We start from the raw sequence: 23,554 nt of genomic DNA on the forward strand, positions 1-23,554 counted from the left end.
GCTTCACCCCACGCAACGGTCGCTGTCCCGATATCGGACGCCGGGCGTTGCGTCCGTTGAAGCAGAGCAAAGGGCGCCCAAGGAGGTGTCTTCGATCGGCGCCGCCACCATGCCGGCCACACCCACGGTCGGCGAAGCCGCCGCAGCCACAGTCGGCGACACCGACGCGGCGGTGTGCAGGAAGTGCAGGGAGCGGGCGGCGATGCTGGGGGCGGCGTGCGAGTGGCGGGGCAGCTCGACCGCGACCAGGCCCCGGTAGCCGACCTCGCGCAGGGCGGCCAGCACCGGCGGGAAGTCGATCTCGCCGGTACCGAACTCCAGGTGTTCGTGCACGCCTCGCCGCATGTCGTCGATCTGCACGTTGACCAGGTGCGTGGCGACCGCGTGGACGCAGTCGGGCACCGGTATCGGCTCCAGGCAACGACAGTGTCCGATGTCGAGGGTGATGCCCAGCCGGGGCGGGGCGCCGAGGGCCGCGTACAGGCGACGCCAGTCGGCGATGTCCTCGACCAGCATGCCCGGCTCGGGCTCGAAGCCGAGGGTCACCCCGGCGGCGTCGGCCGCCTCGACCACCGGCGCGCAGCCGGCGACCAGGCGGTCCCAGGCGACCGCAGGTGGGACCGACTCGGGCCGGACACCGGCCCAGAACGAGACCGCCTCGGCGTCGAGGTCCGCGCCGATCGCCACCGCGCGGCGCAGGAACTCGATCCGCAGCGCGGGGTCGTCGTGCAGCAGCGTCGGCGCGTGCTTGTGCCAGGGGTCGAGCAGGTACCGCGCCCCGGTCTCGATCACCAGACCCAGACCGAGGTCGGCCAGTCGGCGGCCGACGGCGTCGACCCGGCGGGCCAGCCCCGGCGCGAACGGGTCGAGGTGATCGTGGTCGAGGGTGAGCGCCACGCCGGTGTAGCCGAGGTCGGCGATGACCGCCAGCGCGTCGTCCAGCCGGTGGTTGGCGAAGCCGTTGGTGCCGTACCCGAAACGCAGCCCGCCCGGGTTCGCGGAGCCGGCGGCGGTCATGTCGGCGAGACCTTCCGGGCCAGCCGCCGCCCCAGCGGCGCGGCCGCGGCGACCGCCAGCCCGAGCAGGCCGGCACCGGCCCGCGCGGTCAGCGCGCCCTGCAACGCGGGCAGCCCGGTGATCCCGGCGCCGACCGCCGCGCGGACCCGGCCGGCGCTCGGATCGGCGGCCACCCGGGCCTGGGCGGTGCCGTAACGGGCGGCGTACCAACCGGCGAGGACTCCGGGCAGTGCCGCCGCCACCCGGCCTTCGGCCGTCGGTCCACGCCGGCGGGACGGCAGCGCGGCGCTCGCCGCGACCAGCGCGGTGCCGGCCAGGGTACGTCTCGGCAGCGCCCGGTCGGCGCCGGTGACCTCGCGGCGGGACAGGGCGGTGACGGTCCAGGTGTGCGCGGCGACGGTCAACGCCGCCGGCAACGCCCGGGCCGGTCGGCCACCGGCGGCACCGAGCAGGACGTCAAGTCCCCGGCAGGTGGCCATCACCGCAGGCCCGGCGGCGGTGTTCTTGGCGGCCAGGTCGTACGCCCAGACGGCGGCGGCCAACGGCACCGCGACGGCGGTGGCGCGACGGCCCCCGCCCAGCGCGGCGAGCCCGACGCCGGCCACGGTCAGGCCGGCGGCCAGGCCGACCGCGAGTCCGGGCTGGACCCGGCCGCTGGGGATCGGGCGCTCGGGGCGCTCGACCGCGTCCAGCCGTCGGTCCGCCCAGTCGTTGGCGGCCATCCCGGCCCAGTAGAGCAACACCGACGCGGTGGCCAGCACGGGCGTGCCCGGGCCGAGCGCACCGGCTGCCGCGGCACCAGCCACCACGTCCCCGGGCACCGAGAGCGCGGCCGGGGCCCGGACCAGCTCGGCGAGGTCAGCCACGCGAGGCATCGCGACCTCCGGCGTGCAGGCGACGGGTGAACGCGGCGAGCCGGGTCCACTGGTCGCCGAGCGAGTGGGTGGCGGTGCCGAGCGGGTCCTTGAAGAAGAAGGCGAGATCGGTCAGCGGCCCGCTGACCCCGGCGGCGTGCGCCGCGGCGGTGAGCCGGGCCAGGTCGAGCACGAGCGGGGCGGCCAGCGCCGAGTCGCAGCCCTGCCAGGTGAACTCCAGGCGCATCCCGGTGCCCAGGAAGCCGGCGAAGGTGATCAGGTCCCAGGCGGTCTTGAAATCGCCCAGTTCCTCGACGTACTCGATACGGGTGTCGCCCTGCGGCAGGTAGCCGAGCGTCTCGCCGAGCACCCGCTGCTTGCTGCGGACCTTGGCGGCGTTGGCGGCCGGTTCGGAGAGGGTCGCGCCGTCACCGCCGCCGAGCAGGTTGAGCCCGGACCAGGAGCGGACGGTGAGGTGGCGCATCGCGAACATCGGGGCGAGTACCGACTTGAGCAGCGTCTCCCCCGTCTTGCCGTCGTGTCCCGCGTACGGCACCCGGTGCGTGTCGGCGAGCGTGGTCAACGCCGGCAACCGGAGCCCGGTCGACGGGGTGAAGTCGACGTACGGGCAGCCCGCCGTCACCGCCGCGTACGCGTACAGGGAGCTGGGCGGCAGCACCTCGTCGGGGCCGGCGAGGGCGGCCCGCAGCGCGTCCGGGTCGGCGTGGCCGGGGTGCGGTCGGGGCGTCGGCTCGGTGGCCGCGACGTTGACCACCACCACCCGGTCCAGCCCGTGCCACTCGCGAAAGTCGACGAGGTCGCGGACGGTGGCGGCGGCCCGGTCGGCCTGGCTGCCGCCGATCGGCGCGGGGCGCAGGTCGCGTTCCACGGCGGCCAGTTCCTCGGTCAACGCGGCGACCAGGCGGACCGGCAGCACGCCGGCGGTGGCGAGCGCCTCGGCGCGTTTGGCGAGCGGCGTGGTGACCACGTCATGGCCGCCGAACATCAGCTCGGCGAAGGTCGGCAGGGCCGGGCCGCGCAGCTCGGGCAGCTCGGTGACGCACCCGGTGGGTCCGGTCAGACCGGCCCGCAGGGCGAGCGCCCCGACGATGCTGGTGGTCGCGACCGAGCCGCGCGCCCCCACCAGCCAGACACCCGTACGCATGGCGCTCCTTCGGATCACTTCGGGCGGATGCGCCCCGTCCGCCGCGCCGCCCGATGAAGCTCACCGGCTGACGTCGAGGTCGGCGGCGACGATGCCAGCCGGCATTCGGGCGGTGCGGACGGACGGGGCTAGCAGGCAGGGGCGGTCGGCGTCGCGCCCCTGCCTCCCCCGCAACCGGTCGGCCACCGGCGTCGGTGACCGGGCCGGAGGACTCGTGGCGAACAGGTCCGCCCAGAGGCGGGGAAGATCGGGTGGTGCGTACCCGGCGGGATCTCCTGGCCGGCGGCGACGTTGCCGTCGGTGGCGGTCCTCCGGTGCGGCCGGGGAATCCCGGTCCGGCCGCACCGGAGGCACCGCTTTCCTCGTGCCCCCGGGCCGGGTGGCCGGTGGCACGACCTCCGGTACCGACCCCGTTCCGGCCGCGGGGCGCAACCGCGGCCGGCCCTCGCCGGTCGGTACCGGAGGCGGTTCAGGCGGCGACCGTCGCCAGCGTCGGCTCCACCTCGGTCCAGGCGGACCCCAGCTCGGCCGAGCGGACCACCGCGTCCAACACCAGTTGCACCTGCAACGCCTCGACGAACGAGGGCGACGGGTCGACGCCGGTCGCCACCGCCTCGATGAAGTCGCGCATCTGGTGGGTGAAGGAGTGCTCGTACCCGATGATGTGGCCCGGCGGCCACCAGGCCGACAGGTACGGGTGCTCGCTCTCGGTCACCAGGATCCGGCTGAAGCCCTGCTCGGCCGTGGGGCGCGTGGCGTCGTAGAACTCCAGCTCGTTGAGGCGTTCCAGGTCGAAGACGACCGAGCCGAGCGACCCGTTGATCTCCACCCGGAGGGCGTTCTTGCGACCGGTGGCGAACCGGGTCGCCTCGTACGTGGCCAGCGCGCCGCCGTCGAGTCGGGCCACGAAGATCGCGGCGTCGTCGACGGTCACCGGTCCGGTGGCGGCGGCACCGTCGGCCTGCGCCGCCAGCCCGCTCGACCCGGACGGCAACGGCCGCTCCTTGACGAACGTCTCGGTGACCGCGCTGATCCCGGCGATCCGCTGGCCGGTGACGTGCTGGGTCAGGTCAATGATGTGCGCACCGATGTCACCCAGCGCGCCGGAGCCCGCCTGGTCCTTCTGCAACCGCCAGACCAGCGGGAACTGCGGGTCCACGATCCAGTCCTGCAGGTAGCTGGCCCGGACGTGCCGGATCTCGCCCAGCCGTCCGTCGGCGACGAGCTGACGCATCAGCGCCACCGCGGGTACCCGCCGATAGTTGAACCCGCACATCGAACGGGCACCGCCGGCTCGGGCGGTGGCCGCCGCAGCGGCCATCTCCTGCGCCTCGGCGACGGTGTTGGCCAGCGGCTTCTCGCACAGCACGTGCTTGCCGGCGGCCAACGCCGCGAGGGCGATCTCGGCGTGGCTGTCCCCCGGTGTGCAGATGTCGACCACGTCGATGTCCGGGCGGGTCACCAGCTCCCGCCAGTCCGTGGTGTGCTCCTCCCAGCCGAGCCGGTCGGCGGCGTCGGCCACCTTTCCCGGATCGCGCCCGCAGACGGCCACCATCCGGGCCCGCGCCGGCAGGTCGAACACTCGATTCACGGTCCGCCAGGCCTGCGAGTGCGCGGCGCCCATGAACGCGTAGCCGACCATGCCGACCCGCAGTTGGTTGTCAGTCGTGGACAAGGTGGGTCTCCCCCCGTGGTGTCAGAACCCGAGCTTGAGGTAGTCGCTCGCGTTCTCCTTCGTGATCGTCTCGGAGGCGAGGATGATCTCCTTGGGCACCTGGAGCTCCACCAGGTCCGACATGCCCCGGTTCTGGCCGATCAGCCGGGCCAGCGAGATCGCCGACGAGGCCATCGACGGGCTGTAGGTCACGGTGGCCTTCAGCACCGTGTTGTCGGCCTGGATGTCCTCCATCGCCTTCTTCGACCCGGCCCCGCCGACCATGAAGAACTCGGTGCGGTTGGCCTGGCTGACCGCCGCGAGCACACCGACACCCTGGTCGTCGTCGTGGTTCCAGATTGCGTCGATCTTCGGCAGGGCCTGGAGGAGCTGGCTCGTCTCCTGCTGTCCCGTGTCGACGGTGAACCGGGCCGCCCGGCGGTTGGCCACCCGCAGACCCTCCTGGGCCAGCGTGTCCGCGAAGCCCTTGGACCGCTCCTGGGTCAGCTCCAGCTCGTCCATTCCGGCGATCTCGGCGATCACCGGGTTGCTCACCCCCTTGGCCTTGAGCTGTTCGATGATGAAGGTGGCGGCGGCCACGCCCATGCCGTAGTTGTCACCCTTGATCTGCAACCGGTACGCCTTGGCGTCCGGGAAGGCGCGGTCCAGGTTGACCACCGGGATGCCGGCCTTCATCGCCTCCAGGCCGAACGAGTTCAACTCCTTGCCGTCGAACGGCAGCAGCACGATCACGTCCGGCCGCTGGGAGATCAGCGTGGACAACGCCGCGCGCTGGGCCGCCGCATCCGCACCCGCCTCGACCGACTTGAGCTCGACGTCGGAGAAGGCGGCGGCCTGGGCCTTGGCGTTGTTGGTGATGGCGGCGATCCAGCCGTGGCTCTCGGCCGGTGCTGAGAAACCGATCGTCACCCGCTTACCGGGCTCGGCATTGGCACCGTTCTCGGCCGCCTTCGTCTGCGCCTCGGTGGGCGTCCCCTGCTCGTTGCTGGTGCAGGCGGAGAGCAGGACGCCGGCACCGACGGCCGCCCCGCCGAAGAGCATCCGGCGCCGCGACATGTCGCGACTGTGCTGGGTCATGACGACCTCCTGATGTCAGGTGGTGGAGGGAAATTGGGTGTGCGCGACCCGGCCACCGTCGTCTGCTCGGGTAGCCCGGTCTGGTGCGGAGGTGCGAGGGAAGAGGGTCAGGTGGTGGTGAGCCGGTTGTTGCGGCGGAGGAACTGCGTGACGCTGCGGAACTGCACCTGCTGGATCAGGACGGCGGCGACGATGATGCCGCCCTTGACCATGTTCTGCGCCTCGCTGGAGAGGCCGTTGATGGCGAAGAGGTTCGTGATGGTGGCAAAGATGATCACGCCGAGCAGGGAACCCACGATCGTTCCCCGCCCACCGCTGAGCAGCGTGCCGCCGATGATCACTGCGGCGATCGCGTCCAGTTCGTAGAGGTTTGCCATGCCCGCCTGGGCCGAGGTGGCCTGGGCGGTGAGCATGATGGCGGCGATGCCGCAGCAGAGGCCGGAAAGCGCATAGAGCAACAGGGTGTGCAGCCGGACGTTGATGCCGGCCAGCCGGGCCGCCTCCGGGTTACCGCCGACGGCGACCGTACGCCGACCGAAGGTGGTGCGGTTGAGCAGCACCCAACCGGCGACGACCACCGCGGCCAGGATGTAGACCAGCAGCGGGATGCCGAGCACGTCGGTGCTGGCGATTCCGTTGATGGTGGTGTTCTGCGAGATCTGCGTCTGCTTCTGCGAGATCTCGGCGGCCAGTCCCCGGGCGGCCACCAGCATGGCCAACGTGGCGATGAACGGCACCAGCCGCCCGTACGCGATGAGCGTCCCGTTGACCAGGCCGACCGCCACCCCGACCACGATCGCGGTGAAGATCATGCCGCCGGCGCCAAAGCTCTGCGTGGCGACCGTGGTGCACCAGACCCCGGCGAGCGCGACGATCGCGCCGACGGAGAGGTCGATGCCGCCACCGATGATCACGAAGGTCATCCCGACGGTGACCACGCCGACCACCGAGGCGAGCTTGAGGATGCTGAGCATGTTGGCCCAGACCCAGTCCGGGTTCGAGTACAGGTCGGAGCGGGTGACCGCACCGATCACGAAGAGCGCCAGCAACACCCCGATCAGGGCCAGGTTCCGCTTGGCACCCTCACCGCCGTCGCCGCTCCAGAAGGAGAGCCCACGCCGCGACCCGCCGGACGGGTCGTGCTTGGTCGCCCCGGCCGGTGCCGGGTCCACCGGCGGCGACTGCGCCGGCAACTGTGTGGTAGCGGGCGATCGCTCGCTCATGCCGGCGCTCCGCTTCGCTCCGCGCCGCCATGAGACACCTTCGCACTGTATCGATGATTCGCTCGCTGACGCTCGCTCATGCCGGTGCGCCTTCCATCAGAGACCCCGCCATCACGAGGTCGAGCACGGTGTCTTCGTCGAGTTCAGCCGCCGGGGCCGTCCGCACGACCCGGCCCTCCCGCATCACCAGCACCCGGTCGGCCAGACCGAGCACCTCGGGAACCTCGCTGGAGACCAACAGCACCCCGACGCCCTCGGCAGCGAGTTGTCGGATGACCTGGTACAGCTCAGCGCGGGCGCCCACGTCCACGCCCCGGGTCGGTTCGTCGAGCAGCAGCAGTCTGGTGTCGCCGAGCAGCCAGCGCCCGACCACCACCTTCTGCTGGTTGCCGCCGGAGAGGGTGCGCACCGCCCGGCGTACGTCGCGCGGGCGCATCTCCAGGTTCTCCGCGATCCGGTCCGCCTCGGCGCGTTCCTTCCCGACGTCGGTGAACCCGAGTCGGGCGTACCGGCTGAAGGTGGCCAGCGTGACGTTGCGGTAGATCGGCTCGCCGAGCAGCAGCGCCTGGCTCTTGCGTTCCTCCGGCGCCATGCCCATGCCGGCCCGGACCGCCGCGCCGACGCTGCCCGGTCGCAGGGCCCGGCCGGACATCCGCACCGAGCCGGCCTCGGCCCGGCGCGCGCCGTAGATGGTCTCCAGCAGCTCGGACCGGCCGGAGCCGACCAGTCCGGCGATGCCGACGATCTCGCCGGCCCGCACGGAGAGCGAGACGTCGGCGAACTCCCCGGCGCGGGTCAACCCGTCGACCTGGAGCAGTTCCTCGCCGACGCCGGTGTCGGCGGGACGGTCCGGGAAGACGTACTCGATGGTCCGGCCGGTCATCCGGGAGACCAGGTCCCCGGTCGGGGTGTCCCGGGCCGCCAGGTTCGCGGCCGTGGTCCGGCCGTCCTTGAGGACGGTCACCCGGTCACCGATCGCGCGGATCTCCTCCAGCCGGTGCGAGATGTAGATGACCGCGATCCCCTGCGCGGTCAGCTCGCGGATGATCCGGAAGAGGTTCTCCACCTCGTCGTGGGCCAGCACCGCGCTCGGCTCGTCCATGATGATCAGCCGGGCTTCGTGGGAGAGCGCGCGGGCCATGCTGACCACCTGCTTGCCGGCTGCGGGCAGCGCCCGCACCATCCGGCCCGGCGGGATCTCCGCGTGCCCGAGCCGGCCGAGGATCTGTCGGGTACGCCGGGCCATCTGTCCCCGCCGGACGAAGCCGAGCCGGCGCGGCTCGTGCCCGAGGAAGGCGTTCTCCGCCACCGACAGGTCCTCGACCAGGTCGAGCTCCTGATAAATGGTGGCGATCCCGGCCCGCATGGCAGCCTGCGGATTGGCGAAGCTGACCGGCTCCCCGCGCCATTCGACCAGCCCCGAGTCCGGTCGATGCACTCCGGCGAGCACTTTGATCAGCGTCGACTTGCCGGCGCCGTTCTGCCCGAGCAGGCAGTGCACCTCGCCGGCCCGGACCTCCAGTTGCACACCGTCCAGCGCGCGTACGCCCGGGAAGGTCTTGACCACGTCGGACAGTCGCAGGACCACCTCGCCGGCGACGGTGTCGTCCGGGGCCTCGACCAGCGGCGCGTCGCTCATGCTGCCTCCAGGAAAGCCAGGTCGCTGGCGAGCACCGCAGCTCCGGCCACACCGGCACGCGGTCCCAGTTCGGAGAGGACGACCGGCAGGTTGCCGGTGGCCAGCGGCAGGGAGCGCCGGTAGACGACGCTGCGGATCTCGGCGAGGAGTACGTGACCGAGTTGGGCGAGTCCACCGCCGATGACGATCATCGACGGGTTGGTGAAACTCACCAGTCCGGCGAGGACGCTGCCGACGCGTCGACCGCCCTCGCGGATGAGCTGGATGCAGGCCACGTCTCCTTCGACGGCTCCGGCGGCGACGTCCTGGGCGGTGACCGTCCCCTGCACGCGCAGCCGCTCGGCCAACGCGGGCGAGGCGCCGGTGCGCGCTGCGGCGGCGGCGTCCTTGGCCAGCGCGGCCCCGCTGAACAGCGCCTCCAGGCAGCCAGCGTTGCCGCACGAGCAGACCGGGCCATGTCCGTCCACCTGGATGTGGCCGATGTCCCCGGCGCAGCCGTCGGTGCCCCGATAGACCTCGCCACTCAGATAGATCCCGCAGCCGATGCCGGTGCCGATCTTGACGAAGAGGAAGTCGTCGACCGAGTGCGCGACGCCGCCGTGTCGCTCCCCGATCGCCATGATGTTCACGTCGTTGTCGACCACCGCCGGGCAGCCGTGCTCGCGGGTCAGCAGCTCACGGACGGGAAAGCGGTCCCAGCCCGGCATGATCGGCGGGGACACCGGCACCCCGTCACGGAAGCTGACCGGACCGGGCACCCCGATGCCGACCGCGTTCAGCCGGTCGTAGACGCCGTCCACCCGGGCCTTGGCGAGCAGTTCGTTGACCCGGTGCAGGATCACCTTGGGGCCGGTGCGGATGTCGGCCGTCTCCGCGTACGCGGCCACGGGTTCGAGGCGGCCATTGACCACTTCGACGTCGATGGAGCTGGCCCCGAGGTCGACGGCCGCGAACCGCAGGTCAGGGCTCAGTTCGACGAGAGTTGACCGCCGGCCGCCCCGCGAGGCGGCCATCCCGGCCTCGGCGACGTAGCCGTGTCCCACCAGCCGCTCCAACTCGGCCAGCAGCCGGGGGCGGGGGATCTCCAGACGGTCCGCCAGCTCCGCCCGGGAGACGGCCCCCTGGTCGCGGAGCAACCGCAACAGGCGCACATGCAGGGGTTCGACGGTCCGCATCGGGACCCCTTTCATCGATGCTGTTCACATCGACGCAACGCCGACGTGTCGTGTCCGACACAGTAGGCGCCTTCCGAGCCGCCTGTCCAGATCTTCGGCCGTCATTCCACCAACTTTTGTCCAAGGCGACAAAAGCTAAAAGTGGATCAAGAAAAGGGTTGCCCAGACGCGTGGGTCCGTCACGGATGGCGACCATCCACCTCGCCGCTGTCGGTGCGGCCCGACGGCGACGCCGGAAACGACGAGACTGGGCCCGACCGCCGGTGACCGGCGGTCGGGCCCAGGTGTGGTGGAACTACAACCCGGCGCGGAGATCCTCGTGGGCCTCGACCCGACGGATGTCCACGATCCCGTCCAGACTGAAGTTGACCTCCACCACGTCGACGCTGTGCTTACCGACCCGACCCTCGGCGAACTGCACCCGCCGGTCCACCCGGACCGCGCGCGGCCCGACGTTGCGGACCCAGACGTTCTGCACCTCGTTGCCGGTCAGGCTGGTCCCGACCATGACGGTCTGCTCTCCCGAGGTGTCCTCCGCCAGGATCACGTGACCGCGAACCGTTCGTATGGGCATGCCGACCTCTCCTCACTCTGCGTTGGGTTTCAGGGGCGACAGGGGCGAACGCGGCGGGACCTGCGATCCGAACAGGACGCGCCGCGAATCACCGGTGAACGTGAAGACGCCACTGCTCGTCGCGACACCGAGCCGGATCGGCACCCGGGTGGCGTAGGTGTGCCGCTGCACCGACCCGATGCCGTACACGCTGTCCAGGTCCCGCCACACCGAGATGCTGAGCAGGGTGCGCTGCCGCCAGAGCACCGTGCCGTGGCTGCTTACGAGACCGGGCGCGAGTCGCCGGACGTCCCGCTTGATGTGTCCGTGCAGCGCCACCAGGAACAGCAGCACCGCCAGGTTCGGACATTCGAACCGGGTGATGACGACCTGTCCGCCGGCCGGGTCGGGGGGCGGGATCTCGTCCGCCCTCAGGTCATCAGGAATGCGCCGACCGCCGCCGCGCCGAGCAGGATGGCTCCTGACGAGCGTCGGAGGATCTTGACCAGGTCCTCCCATGCCAATCCCTCCTCTCCGATGGAACTGAGCGTCGGACTTCGTACGGCGAGCACGGCCATCGCCAGCGCCGCCACCGCCCACGCCGCAGGCAGGACGATCGGCGCCGCGCCCGGTGCGACGAGCACCAACCCGGCCAACGTCACCCAGAGCATCGACGTGGTCTTCTGCGTGGTGAACAGCATCGCCAGGTCGAGTCCCCAGACCACTCCGAGCCGGCCCGGCTTGAGCATCCGGATCAGCGACACCGGCACCTGACGATGCAGGTACGGCGTCCGCAGGGTCAGGTCGGCGATGCCGAAGCCCACCACCAGCACACCGAAGATCAGCCATCGCGCCTCTTCGGCAACCAGCACCTCGACCAGCCTGCCCAGCAGGTGAACCGGGACCGCGAGGAGCGCCGATCCGGCCAGCCCACCGAACAGGAGCCCGACCAGGAACCGGACGGCCCCCGCCCGGTCGTACCGCAACATCGGGCCGGCGACCCCGGCCATCGACGTGCCTCAAGGGCTCTGCATCTGCAGGATCGCGCCGAGCAGCGCGAACCCGACGACGATCGACATCGGTCAGCCGCAGTTGGAGATGCAGGTGTACTTCGTGGCGGACCCGACGTAGGACGTCTTGCTGGAGTTGTACTTCTCGCAGCAGTTGTAGCGGTACACCGGTCCGACCGTGCCGTAGGTGCACTGCCACACCCAGTGTGGGCTGCCGGTGCAGTTCGCATAGGTGATGTTGGGCGGCGAGAAGGCGAGCGTGCAGCACGCCCAGTTCGCCGCGTGCGCCGGAGTGCTGCGGCCGAAGACCGCGGTCGCCATGGCCAGTCCACTCGCCCCGGCACCGGCCAGGACCTTCCGGCGGTTACTGCGCAGCTTGGTCCACTGCTTCTTCACGCTACCTCCTCCTTGTCGGGGACACTCATCGATCCCACCGCTTTCAGCACGGCGGGAAGATCCCAGAACAGCAGTGCCGACTGCAGTCGGCCGTCCCGCATCAGCAGCGCCGCGGGGCTGGTCTCGATGCCGAACTCGCCGGTGCTCCAGGCACCTTCCACATCGATGTGGACCACCCCCCGGTCGATGCCGTGGGAAGCCGCGAACTGCTCGCCCCGTCTCCGGTCGCCGCAGGCCACCACCACGGCGACGTTCGCCGGGCCCCGGTCCAGCAGCCGGGACACCTGCCCGGCGATCTGCTCGCAACTCGAACAGCTCGAACTGAGCACGAGGACCAGGGCGTACTCCTGCTCGGCGATGTGCGCCAACTCGGCGGGCCAGTAGTCCGGCCGGTGTCCCACCCGGGCCGTCTCGATCGCCTCGAGCCGGCGACGCGCGTCCTCGTCCGGCGCGGGAACCCGGGACGACAGTTCACCGAGCATCGCGAACAGGACCACCACGGCGCAGGTGAGGATGAGGACGACGAGACTCAGGAACATGATCACAGCGACGGTCCCCTATCTAGGCGGATCAACGGCCAGGTCCAGGAGCGGTTGACGTACAGACAGAGCACCAGCAGCGCCAGTGCGGCACCGAGCACCGAGATCGGGTCGGCGGGCGTGGGCAGGGCCGTGTTCACCACGGCGGCGGCGACCAACGCCACCCCGATGACCACGTTGGGCAGCCCGAGCGGACGGCCGTCCGGGTCGCCGAGGCAACCGCACGGTTGCGCGCTGCCGCGGAGCAGGCCGAGCAGCCCGAGCGCGGTGATCGCCAGGCCGGTCGTCGCCACCAGGACGATGCCGACCGGTCGGGTCACCGCGAGGAGCAGGGCGACACCGGCGAGACACTCGATGCCCGCATAGCCGCGTACGGCACCGTAGCTGGCGGCGGACGGCGGTACACCGACCTCGGTCAACGCCTGACGTAGCTGACCAGGCGTGACGACCTTGCTGAGTCCGGCCTGGACGAGGGTCGCCGCGACGACACTGTTGACGATGACCAGCACGAGTTCGTACGGCGACATCACGCTAGGGCCTTTCCGGTCGGCCGGGACACGATGGGCAGACTAGAAAAGGCGATCATCGTCATGTCATTGCGACGTCATCGCCTCGACACCTTGACGTGATCCAGAGATGTCGATAAGAATCGGTGAGCTTTACTGTCCACCGGGGGTCCACGAGGCGCGGGTCACGCATCCGGGCTCGGGGAGGAAGAATTATGGAGTTCTCAATTCTTGGCCCGCTTGAGGTAACAGTCGAAGGTCAACGAATTTCCATTCCGGAGGCACGACAGCGCAAGGTTCTGGCCGCCCTGCTGTTGTCCACCGAATTCCGCACCTCGATAAGCCGCACGACCGAGATGGTGTGGGACGGGCATCAGCCGTCCACCGCACGCAAGCAGATTCAGAACTGCGTGGCCGCACTACGTCGCCGGTTCACCCAGGCCGGCGCGCCACCGTCGCTGATCGAGACCAAACCGGAGGGTTACCAACTCAACATCGACCCGCGGGCCCTGGACGCCACCGTCTTCGTGGAGGCGGTCACGGTCGCCCGGCAGTCCGCGACCATCCAACCGGTCGAGCAGGCGCTCGGGCGCTACCGCGCCGCGATGGGGATGTGGCGTGGACCGGTCCTCGACGACCTGGACAGCCTCGTCCTCACCGCCCAGGCCGCCTGGCTCACCGAACTCCGCCTCAGCGCCGCCGAGGAGCACGTCGAACTAGCCCTCCGCAGCGGTGGACACGGCCGGATCGTGAGCGACCTGATCCGGCTCTGCGCGGAGTACCCTGCCCGCGAACGGCTGCACGGTCAACTCATGCTCGCGTTGGACCGCGACGGCCGGAACCGGGACGCGCTGGATGTGTACCGCCGCCTGCGCCGGCACCTGAGCCGCGAGATGGACGTCGATCCGAGCCCCGAACTAGCGCGCCTCTACCGGCGCCTCAGCGCGCACGCCTCGGCCGCCTGAATCATTTTCCGCACCGCTCCCACTGAGGCCGAATAGCCGTCACCGAACGCCCAAAAGCAGTAGTGTCACGACGGCGGACCACACCGAATGGATCGTGACGGACGGCCGAGAGATCGCACAGGAAAGGCGCGGCGAGAGATTCCTCGATGCCACGCCACGCGGGCGGCCAGCCCATTCCGGAGATTCCGTTTCTCCCGCCGATCGGCGGCAACCGACCGGCGGGAGAAACGGGCCTGGCGTCACATCACGGTAATGGCCGGGATTCTGGTCCACCCAGCGCAGGCCGGAATCAATGCGCCTCGTCCTCATGTCGCAGCTTGCGGTCGTCGCGCAGCTCGACGTACGGCTCGTGGTCGACCGGCCGCAGGCCGCCCGCGATCGCCCGGCCGCGTGCCAGCTCGGCGTCGAACTCGGCACCGAACAGGATCGCCACGTTGCTGAGCCAGAGCCAGACCAGGAAGATGATCACACCGGCGAGCGCGCCGTAGGTCTTGTTGTACGAACCGAAGTTGGCCACGTAGAGCGCGAAGACGCCGGAGATCACCAGCCACATCACCACCGCCAGGACCCCGCCCGGGCTGACCCAGCGGAAGCCGCCCTGCCGGGCGTTCGGCGACGCCCAGTAGAGGATGGCGAACATCAGGCTGACCAGGATCAGCAGCACCGGCCACTTGGCGTAGTCCCACACCGTCACCGCCGTACGCCCGATTCCGATCGCGTCACCGACCTGCTGGGCGAACCGGCCGGTGAACACCACGATCACGGCGCTGGCCAGGAGCAGCACCCCGATCACGGCGGTGACCCCGACCCGGGTCGGCAGGGTCTTCCAGATCGGTCGCCCCTCCGGCACGTCGTAGATGACGTTCGAGGCGCGCATGAAGGCGGCGACGTAGCCGGAGGCCGACCAGAAGGCAGCGAGCAGACCGATCACCGCGGCGAGGCCGGCGAGGCCGCCGTTCTGCTGCGCCTGGTCGATGGCCGCGTCGATGATCTGGCGGATGTTCTGCTCCGGCACCGCCTGGTCGACGGTGTCCCGGACGCCCTGGGTGGCGCTCGGCCCGAGCAGGCCGAGCAGGGACACCAGCACCAGCAGACCGGGGAAGATGGAGAGCACGCCGTAGTAGGTGAGGGCGGCGGCCCAGTCGGTCAGGCCGTCGGAGCTGAACTCGCGTACGGTCCGCCGCGCCGCCGCCACCCACTCGTCGCGGGACAGCCGGGTCGGCCCGTCGGGGGTGTCCCCGTCGGCCGGCAGGCGCTCCGCACCGCTGTGGGAATCGTCGGCGGGCCGCCGCACCGCGTCGGGCCGGTCCGGACGGGAAGACTTCTCGGAGGCCATCGCCCCTCCCCTCACCTGGATGTTCTCGCCCGAGACATGCCCCGCCAGCCCGCTCGGGTAACCCAGGGCAGCGAGATGTGCGCGAGCCGCCCCGCTCCCGCGGCCTCCCGCAAGGTCTGCACGCGCCGCATGCATCTGCCGCCAGCGGCACCGTCGACTCCGGGTCGCCGTCGGCGGCGCGGAGCCCGGGTCCGGGCCCGGGAAATGCGATCGGAGAATCGCTCGCGCAGCACCGGGGACGGGCCCGAATCGTCGATGGTCCACTGTCAACCGCGACGCGCCGACGTCTTTGCCTCGGACACCGCCCGCCCGCCCGTCAGATCACCCGCGCCAGCCGGGAACCCTACCCGGATCTCGCCACCACCGTCCGTCACCACATATACGTAGAGTAATCGTTTCGCTCGCATTTCGACGCCAACATGTGACAGCAGAATGCCGCGAAGGGATCAAAACCGGCATTGCCGCGTGGGGCCGCCGAAGCCCTCCGGCAGACTGACGCGCACGTCCCGCGCCGATCGCGAAACCGATTCTGAAACATCCGCAGCGGGGAGTGACTGAAACAAAATGAAAGTCACTCAGGGAAACGATGATCGACAATGTTCCCATCGAAGTGTCAATTCGCGTATCGTCCCCCCTCGTGTCGGCTATCCGATTCACCGATGATTCCGGACCCGAGGGCAATCGCGCCCGTGCCCGCGTGGCGGAGGCCGACCCCGAGGCCGATCCGCGCACCGTCGGGACCGTTCCGGACACCGTCCCCCGGCAACGGTCCGGCCCCGATCGCGCCACCGACCCGAGCGCCCCGCCCGGCGGCCGTCCCACACCCGGGGACACCGACGCGCCGCCGGAGGTGGACGCGCGGGAACTGGCCAGCCGGTTCGAGGACGAGAAGCCCGGCCGTACGCTGACCGGGCCGATCGCCGTCCTGCTGACCGGCGCGACCCTGGCCGTGGCACTGCTCGCGCTCTGGCAGGTGTTCCGCCCACTGGCCCAGGGCAGCAAGTACTACCTGATCTTCTTCCTGGCCGGCGTACTCCCGCTGGTCTTCCTCGCGTACCCGGCCGACCTGCGCCTGCCCCGACTGCGCCGCAACCGGGACGCGAGCACCGACCGGGACGTCCCGTCCCCGGCGCAGGCCCGGCCGGCGCGCACCGGGCCGAGCGGGGTCGACTGGGCCCTGGCAGTCGCCGCGCTCGTCGCCTGCCTCTATCCGGTGCTGCCGGTCGCGCTGGCCGGCGGTGGCGGCGGCTACGACGCCTTCCTCGACCGGCAGGGCCTGCTCGTCGGCGTCGACGTGGCGATGGGCACCGTCCTGCTGCTCCTGCTGCTGGAGGCGTGCCGACGCACCACCGGCTGGATCCTGCCCGTGGTGTGCCTGGTCTTCCTCGGCTACGGCTACTACGGCGGACTGCTGCCGCAGACCTGGGCGGTGGCCCACGCCGGGCTGGACTTCGGGCAGATCGTGGACGCCTTCTACAACTCCGACAGCGGGTTCTACGGCACCCCGTTGGACGTGGCCGCCACCTACATCGTGCTGTTCACCATCTACGGTGCGGTGCTCGACCGCTCCGGCGCGGGTCGGTTCTTCGTCGACCTGTCGGCTGCGGCGTTCCGCCGGTCCCGCACCGCCGCCGGTCGTACCGCCGTCGCCTCCGGCTTCCTGCTCGGCACCGTCTCCGGGTCGGGCGCCGCCACCACCGTCAGCATCGGCGCGGTCACCTGGCCGATCCTGCGCCGCGCCGGCTACCCGGCGGAACGGGCCGGTGGCATGCTCGCGGCGGCCGGCGTCGGGGCCATCCTCTCCCCGCCCACGCTCGGCGCGGCGGCGTTCATCATCGCCGAGTACCTGGGCGTCTCCTATCTCCAGGTGCTCGGCTGGGCGATGGTGCCGACGGTGCTCTACTACCTCGGCATCGTGCTCTCGGTGGAGATCGACGCGCGCCGCTCCGGAGTACGCGCGGCGGCCCTGCCGGCCACCTCGGCCTGGCGGCTGCTGGCCCGCTCCGGCTACCACTTCGCCTCGCTCTTCGCGATCGTCGGTCTGCTCGCCGTCGGCGTGTCGGCCACCCGCGCGGTGGTGCTGGCGACCCTGCTCGCGATCGTGCTGTCCTACCTGGACCGGAAGCACCGACTCACCCCACCCCGGCTGCTCGACGCGTTCTCCGGCGGCGCGCGCGGCGTGCTCGCGGTCACCGTGGTCTGCGCGGCGGCCGGCATCATCACCGCCACCACCACGAAGACCGGGCTCGGGCCGCAGGCCGCCGCGCTGCTGGTCGACGCCGCCGGTGCGGTCAGCTCGAACCCGGCCGTGGTGCTGGCGCTCACCGCGCTGCTCGCCGCCGTCGCGCTGAGCCTGCTCGGCCTGGCCATCCCGGTCACCGCGTCCTTCGTGATCGGCTGGGTGATCATCGGCCCGGCCCTGCTCGACCTCGGCGTCAGCGCCCCCGCCGCGGCAATGTTCGTCTTCTACTTCGCGGTGCTGTCCGAGGTGTCGCCGCCGACCGCGCTCGCCGCGGTCGCCGCCGCCGCGGTCACCGGCGGCCGGGTGGTGCCGACCATGTGGCACACCCTGCGGTACGCGCTGCCGGCCTACCTCATCCCGCTCGCCTTCGTGGTCACCCCGACCGGGCTCGGCCTGCTCGGCATGGGTGGTCCACAACGGATCCTCGTCGCCGGGACGGTCACCGCGCTCAGCGTCGCGGTGCTGGCCGTGGCGGCGGGCGGCTGGCTGCCCGGGGTCGGCCCGGCGGGCGCACCGGAACGCGTGCTCGGCGCGGTCGCCGGACTCACGCTGCTCTGGCTGGAACCCGTACCCGTCGCGATCGGTGCCGTACTGGCCGGCGCCATGGCGGTGGGCGTCTTCGTACGACGCGGATCCACCGGCTCCTCCGGTGGGACGCGAGCCGGATCACCGGCATGACCGAGGAAGGAGCAAGAGTGGGACGGATCAACGTGCGGCTCGTGGCGGGAGTGGGAGCACTCGCCCTCGTCGCGGCCGGCACCGCAGGTTGCGGCGGCCGTCAGGGCGCCGCCGCCACGGACGACACCGCGAACGCCGTCACCTGCGAGGTGGCCGAGAACACCCGGGTGGGCATCGCCACCGGCAACGCCACCGGCGTCTACTACGTGGTCGGCAACGCCCTGGCCGGGCAGCTCTCGAGCAGCACCGAGGGTCGGCTCACCGGCACGGCGGCCGAGACCGGCGCGTCGGTGCAGAACATCGAACAGCTCGTCGGCGGCCAGTACGACGTGGCGTTCTCGCTTTTCGACACCGCCGTCAACGCGGTGCAGGGCAAGGGCACCTTCACCGCGCCGCAGCCGGTCGAGGCGCTGGCCCGGATCTACGACAACTACACCCAGGTGGTCGTCCGGGCCGACGCGGGGATCAACTCCGTGGCCGACATGAAGGGCAAGAAGATCTCCACCGGCTCCCCCAAGTCCGGCACCGAGGTCATCGCGAACCGCCTGCTGGAGGCCGCCGGACTCGACCCGGCCGCCGACGTCCAGGCGCAGCGTCTGGACCTGACCAAGACGGTCGAGGGCGTCAAGGACGGCAGCCTGGACGGATTCTTCTGGTCCGGCGGCGTACCCACCGGTGGTGTGACGGACCTCTTCACCACGGCCGGGGACAAGGTCAAGTTCGTCGACATCACGCCGTTGTTGCCTAAGATGAGCGAACTGAACCCCGCGTACCAGGCCGGCACGATCGGCAAGGACGTGTACTCCACTGTGGCGGACACCCCGACCATCGTGGTCCCCAACGTGCTGCTCGTCCGCAAGGACCTGGACGCCAACGTGGCCTGCGCGATCACTCGGACGGTGTTCGAGAAGAAGGACGCGCTGGCCCAGGCCAACCCCGCTGCCAAGGGCATCGCTCTGGACACCGCCCGCAAGACCGACCCGGTCGGTCTGCACCGGGGGGCGGACAAGGCGTTGCAGGACCTCGGCGCGAGCTGACCGACCCTGGCCGGGCCGGTGCCTCCCGTGGGCCCGGCCCGGCCACCCCTACCTCGGGAGACCCCCGTGCCGCTGCCCTCACTGGCGCGCGTACGCCGGCACAACCGTCCGTCCGATCACACCGGTCGACTGTGGTCGGTGCGTACGCAGCTCCTCGCACCGATCCTCGTCGCCACCGCCGGACTGCTCGCCCTGGGCGCGATCCAGACCGACAGCGCCCTGTCGACCACCCGCGACGCCGAACGCGCCCGGGTGCTGGCCGGCACCGCCACCGCCACCGTCTCACTGGTGCACGAGGTGGAGCGGGAACTCGGCGAGACGGCAGCCCTGCGTCAGCGCGGCGGGACCTCCGGCCGGCAACTGGTCGACGCCCAACGGCAGCGGGTCGACGAGGCCGTGACGCGGTACCGGTCGGCCAGCGGGGACGCCCGGCGGGCCGCTCCCGACCTGGGCCGTTCGTTGGACGGCGTGGACGAACACCTCGTCCAACTCGACGAGGCCCGGGTGGCCGCACTGGGCTCCGCGACCGCCGACCCGACCTACGTGGCACTGGTGGAGTCGCTGCTCACGGTCGCCGACGCGCTGCCCGCCCAGGTCCGCGACCCGGAGCTGGCCAACCGGGCCCGCGAGGTGGCCGCAGTCGCCGCCCAGGAGCACCTGGCGTCGCTGGAACGGGACCTGCTGCGGACCGTCTTCGTCCGGGGCGAGTTGGCCGAGGGCGAACTGGTCCGGCTGGGCCGACTGCGGGGCGCGGCGGAACAGCGCCAGGCCGAGTTCTCCCGGATCGCCGGTGCGGACGCCACGGCCACGTACACCCGGTTGATGGAGAGCAGTGACGTTTCCACCGCCCGGCGGATGCGCGACAGCGCGCTGAACGCGGACCGCGAGCCGGCCGCGCTCGGCACCGACGGCGACGCCTGGTTCGTGGCGCAGAGTGGCACCATCCGCCGGTACAACCTGCTGGGCCGCGAACTCTCCGACGAACTCGACCGCCGGGCCGCCGCGTTGGCCGCCGACGCCCGCCAGCGGGCGCTGGTCACCGGCGGCTCCACCGGTGCGCTGGCGCTGGCCTCGCTGATCGCCGCCGCGATGCTTGCGGTACGCACCAGCCGCCGGCTGCGGCGACTCCGGGTGGCCGCGTTGACCATGGCGCACCGGGAACTACCCGAGCGGATCACCGCGATCTCGGCCGGCGACAGCAGTTCCGGTGCCGGTCCGGCCTCCCAGGCCACCGCCGGGATCAGTCGCGGGCGCGACGAGATCGCCCAGGTGGCGGAGGCGTTCGACACGGTCAACCGGGCTGCCCTGCGGCTCGCCGGTGAGCAGGCCGAGCTGCGCATGGACGTGACCCGGATGGTCGAGGCGCTGGCCCGCCGGATCCGCACGCTGATCACCCGGCAACTGCGTCTGCTCGACGAGTTCGAGCAGGAGGAGACCGATCCCGACGCGCTGGCCCGGCTGTTCGCGCTCGACCACCTGGCCGCCCGGATGCGGCGTAACGGCGAGAACCTGCTGGTCCTCGCCGGTGGCGAACCGGGCCGCTCGCACGAGGGCCCACACCTGCTGGCCGACGTGGTCCGGGGTGCCGCGTCGGAGATCGAGGAGTACGCCCGGGTCGAGATCGACGTACCGGCCGCCGCAGTGCACGGCTCGGCCGTGGGCAACCTCGTCCACCTCCTCGCCGAGCTGTTGGAGAACGCCACCGCCTACTCCCCGCCGCACGCACCGGTGCACGTCGACGGTCGACGTACGGTCGACGGGCTCACGTTGCGCGTACACGACCAGGGCATCGGCATCGGCGAAGGCCGGCTGGCCGAGATCAACGAGCGGCTGCGCGCACCCGCCGTCCTGTCCAGCGCGGCGGCCGGCAGCATGGGCCTGCACGTGGTGGCCCACCTGGCCGCACGGCACGGCGTGCAGGTCCGGCTGCACAGCGCCGGTGCCGGCACGGTCGCCCAGGTGGAGGTCCCCGAGGCGGTCCTCACCCGGGTCGAGGAGGTCAAGGGACGGCCGTCCGCCGCACCCCGGGCCACGCCGCCGGGTGCCGCCTGGTTCCGGTCGCCCGACGGTACGCCCGGCGGCATCGGGGTGGGGCGGCCCCGGGTGGACGTGGGCACCGCGCCGGAGCAGTTCAACGTCCACCGGGCCCCGACGATGACGCTGCCGGTGGTCCGCGCCGCCGCCAACGGCTCGTCCGGCTGGTCGAGCGCCGGGATGGGTGCCGGGATGGGTGCTGGGGCAGGCGTCGGGCCGGGTGCCGGGATGGGCGTCGGGATGGGCGTCGGAGCAGGCGTCGGGCCCGGCCAGGCACCGCCGAGCTGGCCCGGTGCCGGGGCGGGACAACCGCCGCCGGACTGGTCGGCGCACGCCCCCTCGGACGGTCGACCCACCTGGTCGACAACCGGCGCGGCGACCGCGAGCGGGCTGCCCCGGCGTACCCGTGGCGGCGGGTTGCAGTCCGAACTGCAGGACACGCCACCCCCACCGGCCGGCACCGACCTGCTCGACCCCGAGGTGGTCCGAGCCCGACTCACCGCCCTGTCGGCCGGGGTGGCCCAGGCGATGCGACGCAACCAGCAGACCAGACACACCGGGAGACCAGAATGATGCCCAACGTCAGCGCCGGCCTGGACTGGCTCCTGGCGAACTTCGCCGAGCAGGTTCCGGACGTGTCGCACGCCCTCGCCGTCTCCGGCGACGGGTTGCGACTGGCCGCCTCGCCCCACCTCTCCACCGACCAGGCGGACCAGCTCGCCGCCGTGATCAGCGGTCTGGCCAGCCTGACCGTCGGCGCGGCGCGGTTGATGTCCGCCGGCCGGGTACGCCAGCAGATCGTCGACATGGACGGCGGAGTGCTGCTGGTGATGGCGGTCGGTGACCGCGCCCTGATCGGGGTGCTCGCCTCCGCCGGATGCGACCTGGGCCAGATCGGCTACGAGACGGCCACCCTGGTCCAGCGGGTCGCCGAGGCCCTCGAACCGGCGACCCGGACCTGGGCGGAACACGGCGGAGTACCGGCGTGACCGGGCCGGGTGTCTGCGCTCCCGTGCCTGCCGCCGCAGGTCGCAGGCCGGATGCCGGGGTTCGCGGGCGAGGTCGGCGTCTGGTGGCGGCGGTGCTGGCGGTCGCGCTCGTCGCCGGCTGCGGTGCCGAGGCCGGTCCGGAGCCGCGCCCGTGGCACGACGGCCGGATCTTCCTGGCCACCGGCAACACCACCGGCGTCTACTACCAGCTCGGCGGCGGGTACGCCGACATCATCAGCCGACACCTGCCCGGTTACGAGGCCCGCGCCGAACCGACCGGAGCCTCCGGCGAGAACATCACCCGCCTCGTCGAGGGCGACATGGAGATCGCCTTCAGCCTGGCCGACACCGCCGCCGACGCCAGCGCCGGCCGTGGCGCGTTCGACGGCCAACCCCAACCGGTCCGGGCCCTGGCCCGGGTCTACAGCAACTACACCCACGTCATCGTCCGCGCCGACGCCCAGATCACCGACCTCGCGGCGCTGCGCGGTAAGCGGGTCTCCACCGGCTCACCCAAGTCCGGCACCGACGTCATCGCCGCTCGGCTGCTCACCGCCGCCGGGCTGGACCCCGAACGGGACGTACGCCGGGCCCGGCTGTCGCTGCCCGAGACGGTGACCCGGATGCGGGCCGGAAGCCTGGACGCGATGTTCTTCTCCGGTGGCCTGCCCACCCCCGGCATCGCCGACCTGCTCAGCGGCGCACCGGGCCGGTTCGCCCTGCTGCCGATCGCCGAGCTGGTCGAGCCGCTCAACGCCGAACACGGCTCGGTGTACACCACCGCCGAGCTGCCCAAGGACGCCTACGACACGCCGAGTGGCACCCCCACCGTCACGGTGGCCAACGTGATCCTGGTCAACGCCGACATGCCCGAACAACTGGCGTACGACCTGACCCGACTCCTCTTCACGTACCAGACCGACCTGGCCCTGGCACATCCCGAGGCGCGCAACTTCGACCGCCAGAGCGCCGCCTCCACCGACCCGATCCCCCTGCACCCCGGTGCCGCCCGCTACTACCGGGGCGGCTGACCGTCGCTGCTCTGCCCCGGCGTGGGACGGCACCCGGCCTCTCCGGCGTCCGCTATGGGCGCTCGGTGAGCTGGGTGACGAACGCACGCCAGGAGCCGGGACCGAAGACCAACACCGGCCCAGCCGGATCCTTGGAATCACGTACCGCCACCACACCCGACAGGTTGTCGGCCACCTCCACGCAGTTGCCGCCATCGGGGCCACTGCGGGTGCTCTTGCGCCACCGGGCGCGGCTCAGCTCCATGTCTCCGCCACCTCCGTCATCGGGACGCCATCCGCCCACCGCCCCGCACCTGAATCTTGGACAGTTGCCGTTAGTACTCCAACGTCACTTGGCCTGTCTGCGCTGGTAGTGGGATCGGCGGGCTCGGGCTTGGGATGTTCGTCGCCAGATTGACCAGTGCAGGGTGTGT

The 23,554-nt window shown here is 71.6% G+C and carries 22 protein-coding genes; 6 read left to right on the forward strand and 16 right to left on the reverse strand.

Annotated features, from left to right (window positions below):
* Positions 1–3: 3 nt before the first annotated feature.
* The 14 genes from ACIBO1_RS24880 to ACIBO1_RS24945 form a co-directional block, all read right to left on the reverse strand.
* On the reverse strand, positions 4–1,017 hold the full coding sequence (locus ACIBO1_RS24880) for a sugar phosphate isomerase/epimerase family protein (RefSeq protein WP_396750500.1): 1,014 nt from the start codon (positions 1,015–1,017) through the stop codon (positions 4–6).
* Positions 1,014–1,892: an SCO3242 family prenyltransferase gene (locus ACIBO1_RS24885; protein ID WP_396750502.1), complete on the reverse strand. Its 879-nt coding sequence runs from the start codon at positions 1,890–1,892 to the stop codon at positions 1,014–1,016. Before ACIBO1_RS24885 ends, ACIBO1_RS24880 begins: the two co-directional genes overlap by 4 nt.
* Positions 1,876–3,036, reverse strand: a complete 1,161-nt coding sequence (locus ACIBO1_RS24890) for an inositol-3-phosphate synthase (RefSeq protein ID WP_396750504.1) — start codon at positions 3,034–3,036, stop codon at positions 1,876–1,878. Before ACIBO1_RS24890 ends, ACIBO1_RS24885 begins: the two co-directional genes overlap by 17 nt.
* 469 nt (positions 3,037–3,505) lie before the next feature.
* The gene (locus ACIBO1_RS24895; protein WP_396750554.1) at positions 3,506–4,678 is read right to left on the reverse strand and encodes a Gfo/Idh/MocA family protein; all 1,173 of its coding nucleotides are present in this window, start codon (positions 4,676–4,678) and stop codon (positions 3,506–3,508) included.
* 54 nt (positions 4,679–4,732) lie between these two features.
* The gene (locus ACIBO1_RS24900; RefSeq protein WP_396750506.1) at positions 4,733–5,788 is read right to left on the reverse strand and encodes a substrate-binding domain-containing protein; all 1,056 of its coding nucleotides are present in this window, start codon (positions 5,786–5,788) and stop codon (positions 4,733–4,735) included.
* A 107-nt stretch (positions 5,789–5,895) separates the two neighbouring features.
* Positions 5,896–7,011 (reverse strand): ABC transporter permease, encoded by a 1,116-nt coding sequence (locus ACIBO1_RS24905; RefSeq protein ID WP_396750508.1) that lies wholly within the window; start codon positions 7,009–7,011, stop codon positions 5,896–5,898.
* 76 nt (positions 7,012–7,087) lie between these two features.
* Positions 7,088–8,650 (reverse strand): sugar ABC transporter ATP-binding protein, encoded by a 1,563-nt coding sequence (locus ACIBO1_RS24910; protein ID WP_396750510.1) that lies wholly within the window; start codon positions 8,648–8,650, stop codon positions 7,088–7,090.
* Complete coding sequence (locus tag ACIBO1_RS24915; RefSeq protein ID WP_396750512.1) at positions 8,647–9,825, reverse strand: ROK family protein; 1,179 nt, start codon at positions 9,823–9,825, stop codon at positions 8,647–8,649. Before ACIBO1_RS24915 ends, ACIBO1_RS24910 begins: the two co-directional genes overlap by 4 nt.
* Positions 9,826–10,120: 295 nt before the next feature.
* The gene (locus tag ACIBO1_RS24920) at positions 10,121–10,399 is read right to left on the reverse strand and encodes a hypothetical protein (RefSeq protein ID WP_396750514.1); all 279 of its coding nucleotides are present in this window, start codon (positions 10,397–10,399) and stop codon (positions 10,121–10,123) included.
* Between the two features lie 12 nt (positions 10,400–10,411).
* A complete protein-coding gene (locus ACIBO1_RS24925; RefSeq protein ID WP_396750516.1) occupies positions 10,412–10,732 on the reverse strand; it encodes a hypothetical protein in 321 nt (106 codons plus the stop codon).
* A 77-nt stretch (positions 10,733–10,809) separates the two neighbouring features.
* A complete protein-coding gene (locus tag ACIBO1_RS24930) occupies positions 10,810–11,388 on the reverse strand; it encodes a hypothetical protein (RefSeq protein WP_396750518.1) in 579 nt (192 codons plus the stop codon).
* Between the two features lie 72 nt (positions 11,389–11,460).
* A complete protein-coding gene (locus ACIBO1_RS24935; protein ID WP_396750520.1) occupies positions 11,461–11,784 on the reverse strand; it encodes a hypothetical protein in 324 nt (107 codons plus the stop codon).
* Positions 11,781–12,323, reverse strand: a complete 543-nt coding sequence (locus ACIBO1_RS24940) for a hypothetical protein (RefSeq protein WP_396750522.1) — start codon at positions 12,321–12,323, stop codon at positions 11,781–11,783. Before ACIBO1_RS24940 ends, ACIBO1_RS24935 begins: the two co-directional genes overlap by 4 nt.
* A 2-nt stretch (positions 12,324–12,325) precedes the next feature.
* Entirely contained in the window at positions 12,326–12,850 is a 525-nt protein-coding gene (locus tag ACIBO1_RS24945) for a MauE/DoxX family redox-associated membrane protein (RefSeq protein ID WP_396750556.1), read from the reverse strand.
* A 389-nt stretch (positions 12,851–13,239) separates the two neighbouring features.
* Here ACIBO1_RS24945 and ACIBO1_RS24950 point away from each other — a divergent pair, with 389 nt between their 5' ends.
* On the forward strand, positions 13,240–13,794 hold the full coding sequence (locus tag ACIBO1_RS24950) for a BTAD domain-containing putative transcriptional regulator (protein ID WP_396750524.1): 555 nt from the start codon (positions 13,240–13,242) through the stop codon (positions 13,792–13,794).
* A 289-nt stretch (positions 13,795–14,083) separates the two neighbouring features.
* On the opposite strand, the gene ACIBO1_RS24955 is transcribed toward ACIBO1_RS24950, so the two are convergent.
* Positions 14,084–15,130, reverse strand: coding sequence for a YihY/virulence factor BrkB family protein (locus ACIBO1_RS24955; RefSeq protein ID WP_396750526.1), 1,047 nt, complete (start codon positions 15,128–15,130; stop codon positions 14,084–14,086).
* A 697-nt stretch (positions 15,131–15,827) separates the two neighbouring features.
* Between ACIBO1_RS24955 and ACIBO1_RS24960 the strand changes: the two genes are divergently transcribed.
* The 5 genes from ACIBO1_RS24960 to ACIBO1_RS24980 all read left to right on the forward strand — a co-directional run bounded on the left by ACIBO1_RS24960 (position 15,828) and on the right by ACIBO1_RS24980 (position 23,141).
* Positions 15,828–18,050: a TRAP transporter permease gene (locus tag ACIBO1_RS24960; RefSeq protein WP_396750528.1), complete on the forward strand. Its 2,223-nt coding sequence runs from the start codon at positions 15,828–15,830 to the stop codon at positions 18,048–18,050.
* Between the two features lie 17 nt (positions 18,051–18,067).
* On the forward strand, positions 18,068–19,087 hold the full coding sequence (locus ACIBO1_RS24965) for a TAXI family TRAP transporter solute-binding subunit (RefSeq protein ID WP_396750530.1): 1,020 nt from the start codon (positions 18,068–18,070) through the stop codon (positions 19,085–19,087).
* 138 nt (positions 19,088–19,225) lie between these two features.
* Complete coding sequence (locus tag ACIBO1_RS24970; RefSeq protein ID WP_396750532.1) at positions 19,226–21,694, forward strand: nitrate- and nitrite sensing domain-containing protein; 2,469 nt, start codon at positions 19,226–19,228, stop codon at positions 21,692–21,694.
* Positions 21,691–22,110 (forward strand): roadblock/LC7 domain-containing protein, encoded by a 420-nt coding sequence (locus ACIBO1_RS24975; protein ID WP_117231037.1) that lies wholly within the window; start codon positions 21,691–21,693, stop codon positions 22,108–22,110. The genes ACIBO1_RS24970 and ACIBO1_RS24975 overlap by 4 nt, the downstream gene beginning before the upstream one ends.
* Before the next feature lie 83 nt (positions 22,111–22,193).
* A complete protein-coding gene (locus ACIBO1_RS24980; RefSeq protein ID WP_396750534.1) occupies positions 22,194–23,141 on the forward strand; it encodes a TAXI family TRAP transporter solute-binding subunit in 948 nt (315 codons plus the stop codon).
* A 52-nt stretch (positions 23,142–23,193) separates the two neighbouring features.
* Here the strand turns inward: ACIBO1_RS24980 and ACIBO1_RS24985 are convergent, their stop codons facing one another.
* Positions 23,194–23,385: a DUF397 domain-containing protein gene (locus ACIBO1_RS24985; RefSeq protein WP_396750536.1), complete on the reverse strand. Its 192-nt coding sequence runs from the start codon at positions 23,383–23,385 to the stop codon at positions 23,194–23,196.
* Positions 23,386–23,554: the final 169 nt, after the last annotated feature.

This window comes from Micromonospora sp. NPDC049903 (genome assembly GCF_044460945.1).
Classification (GTDB): Bacteria; Actinomycetota; Actinomycetes; order Mycobacteriales; family Micromonosporaceae; genus Micromonospora.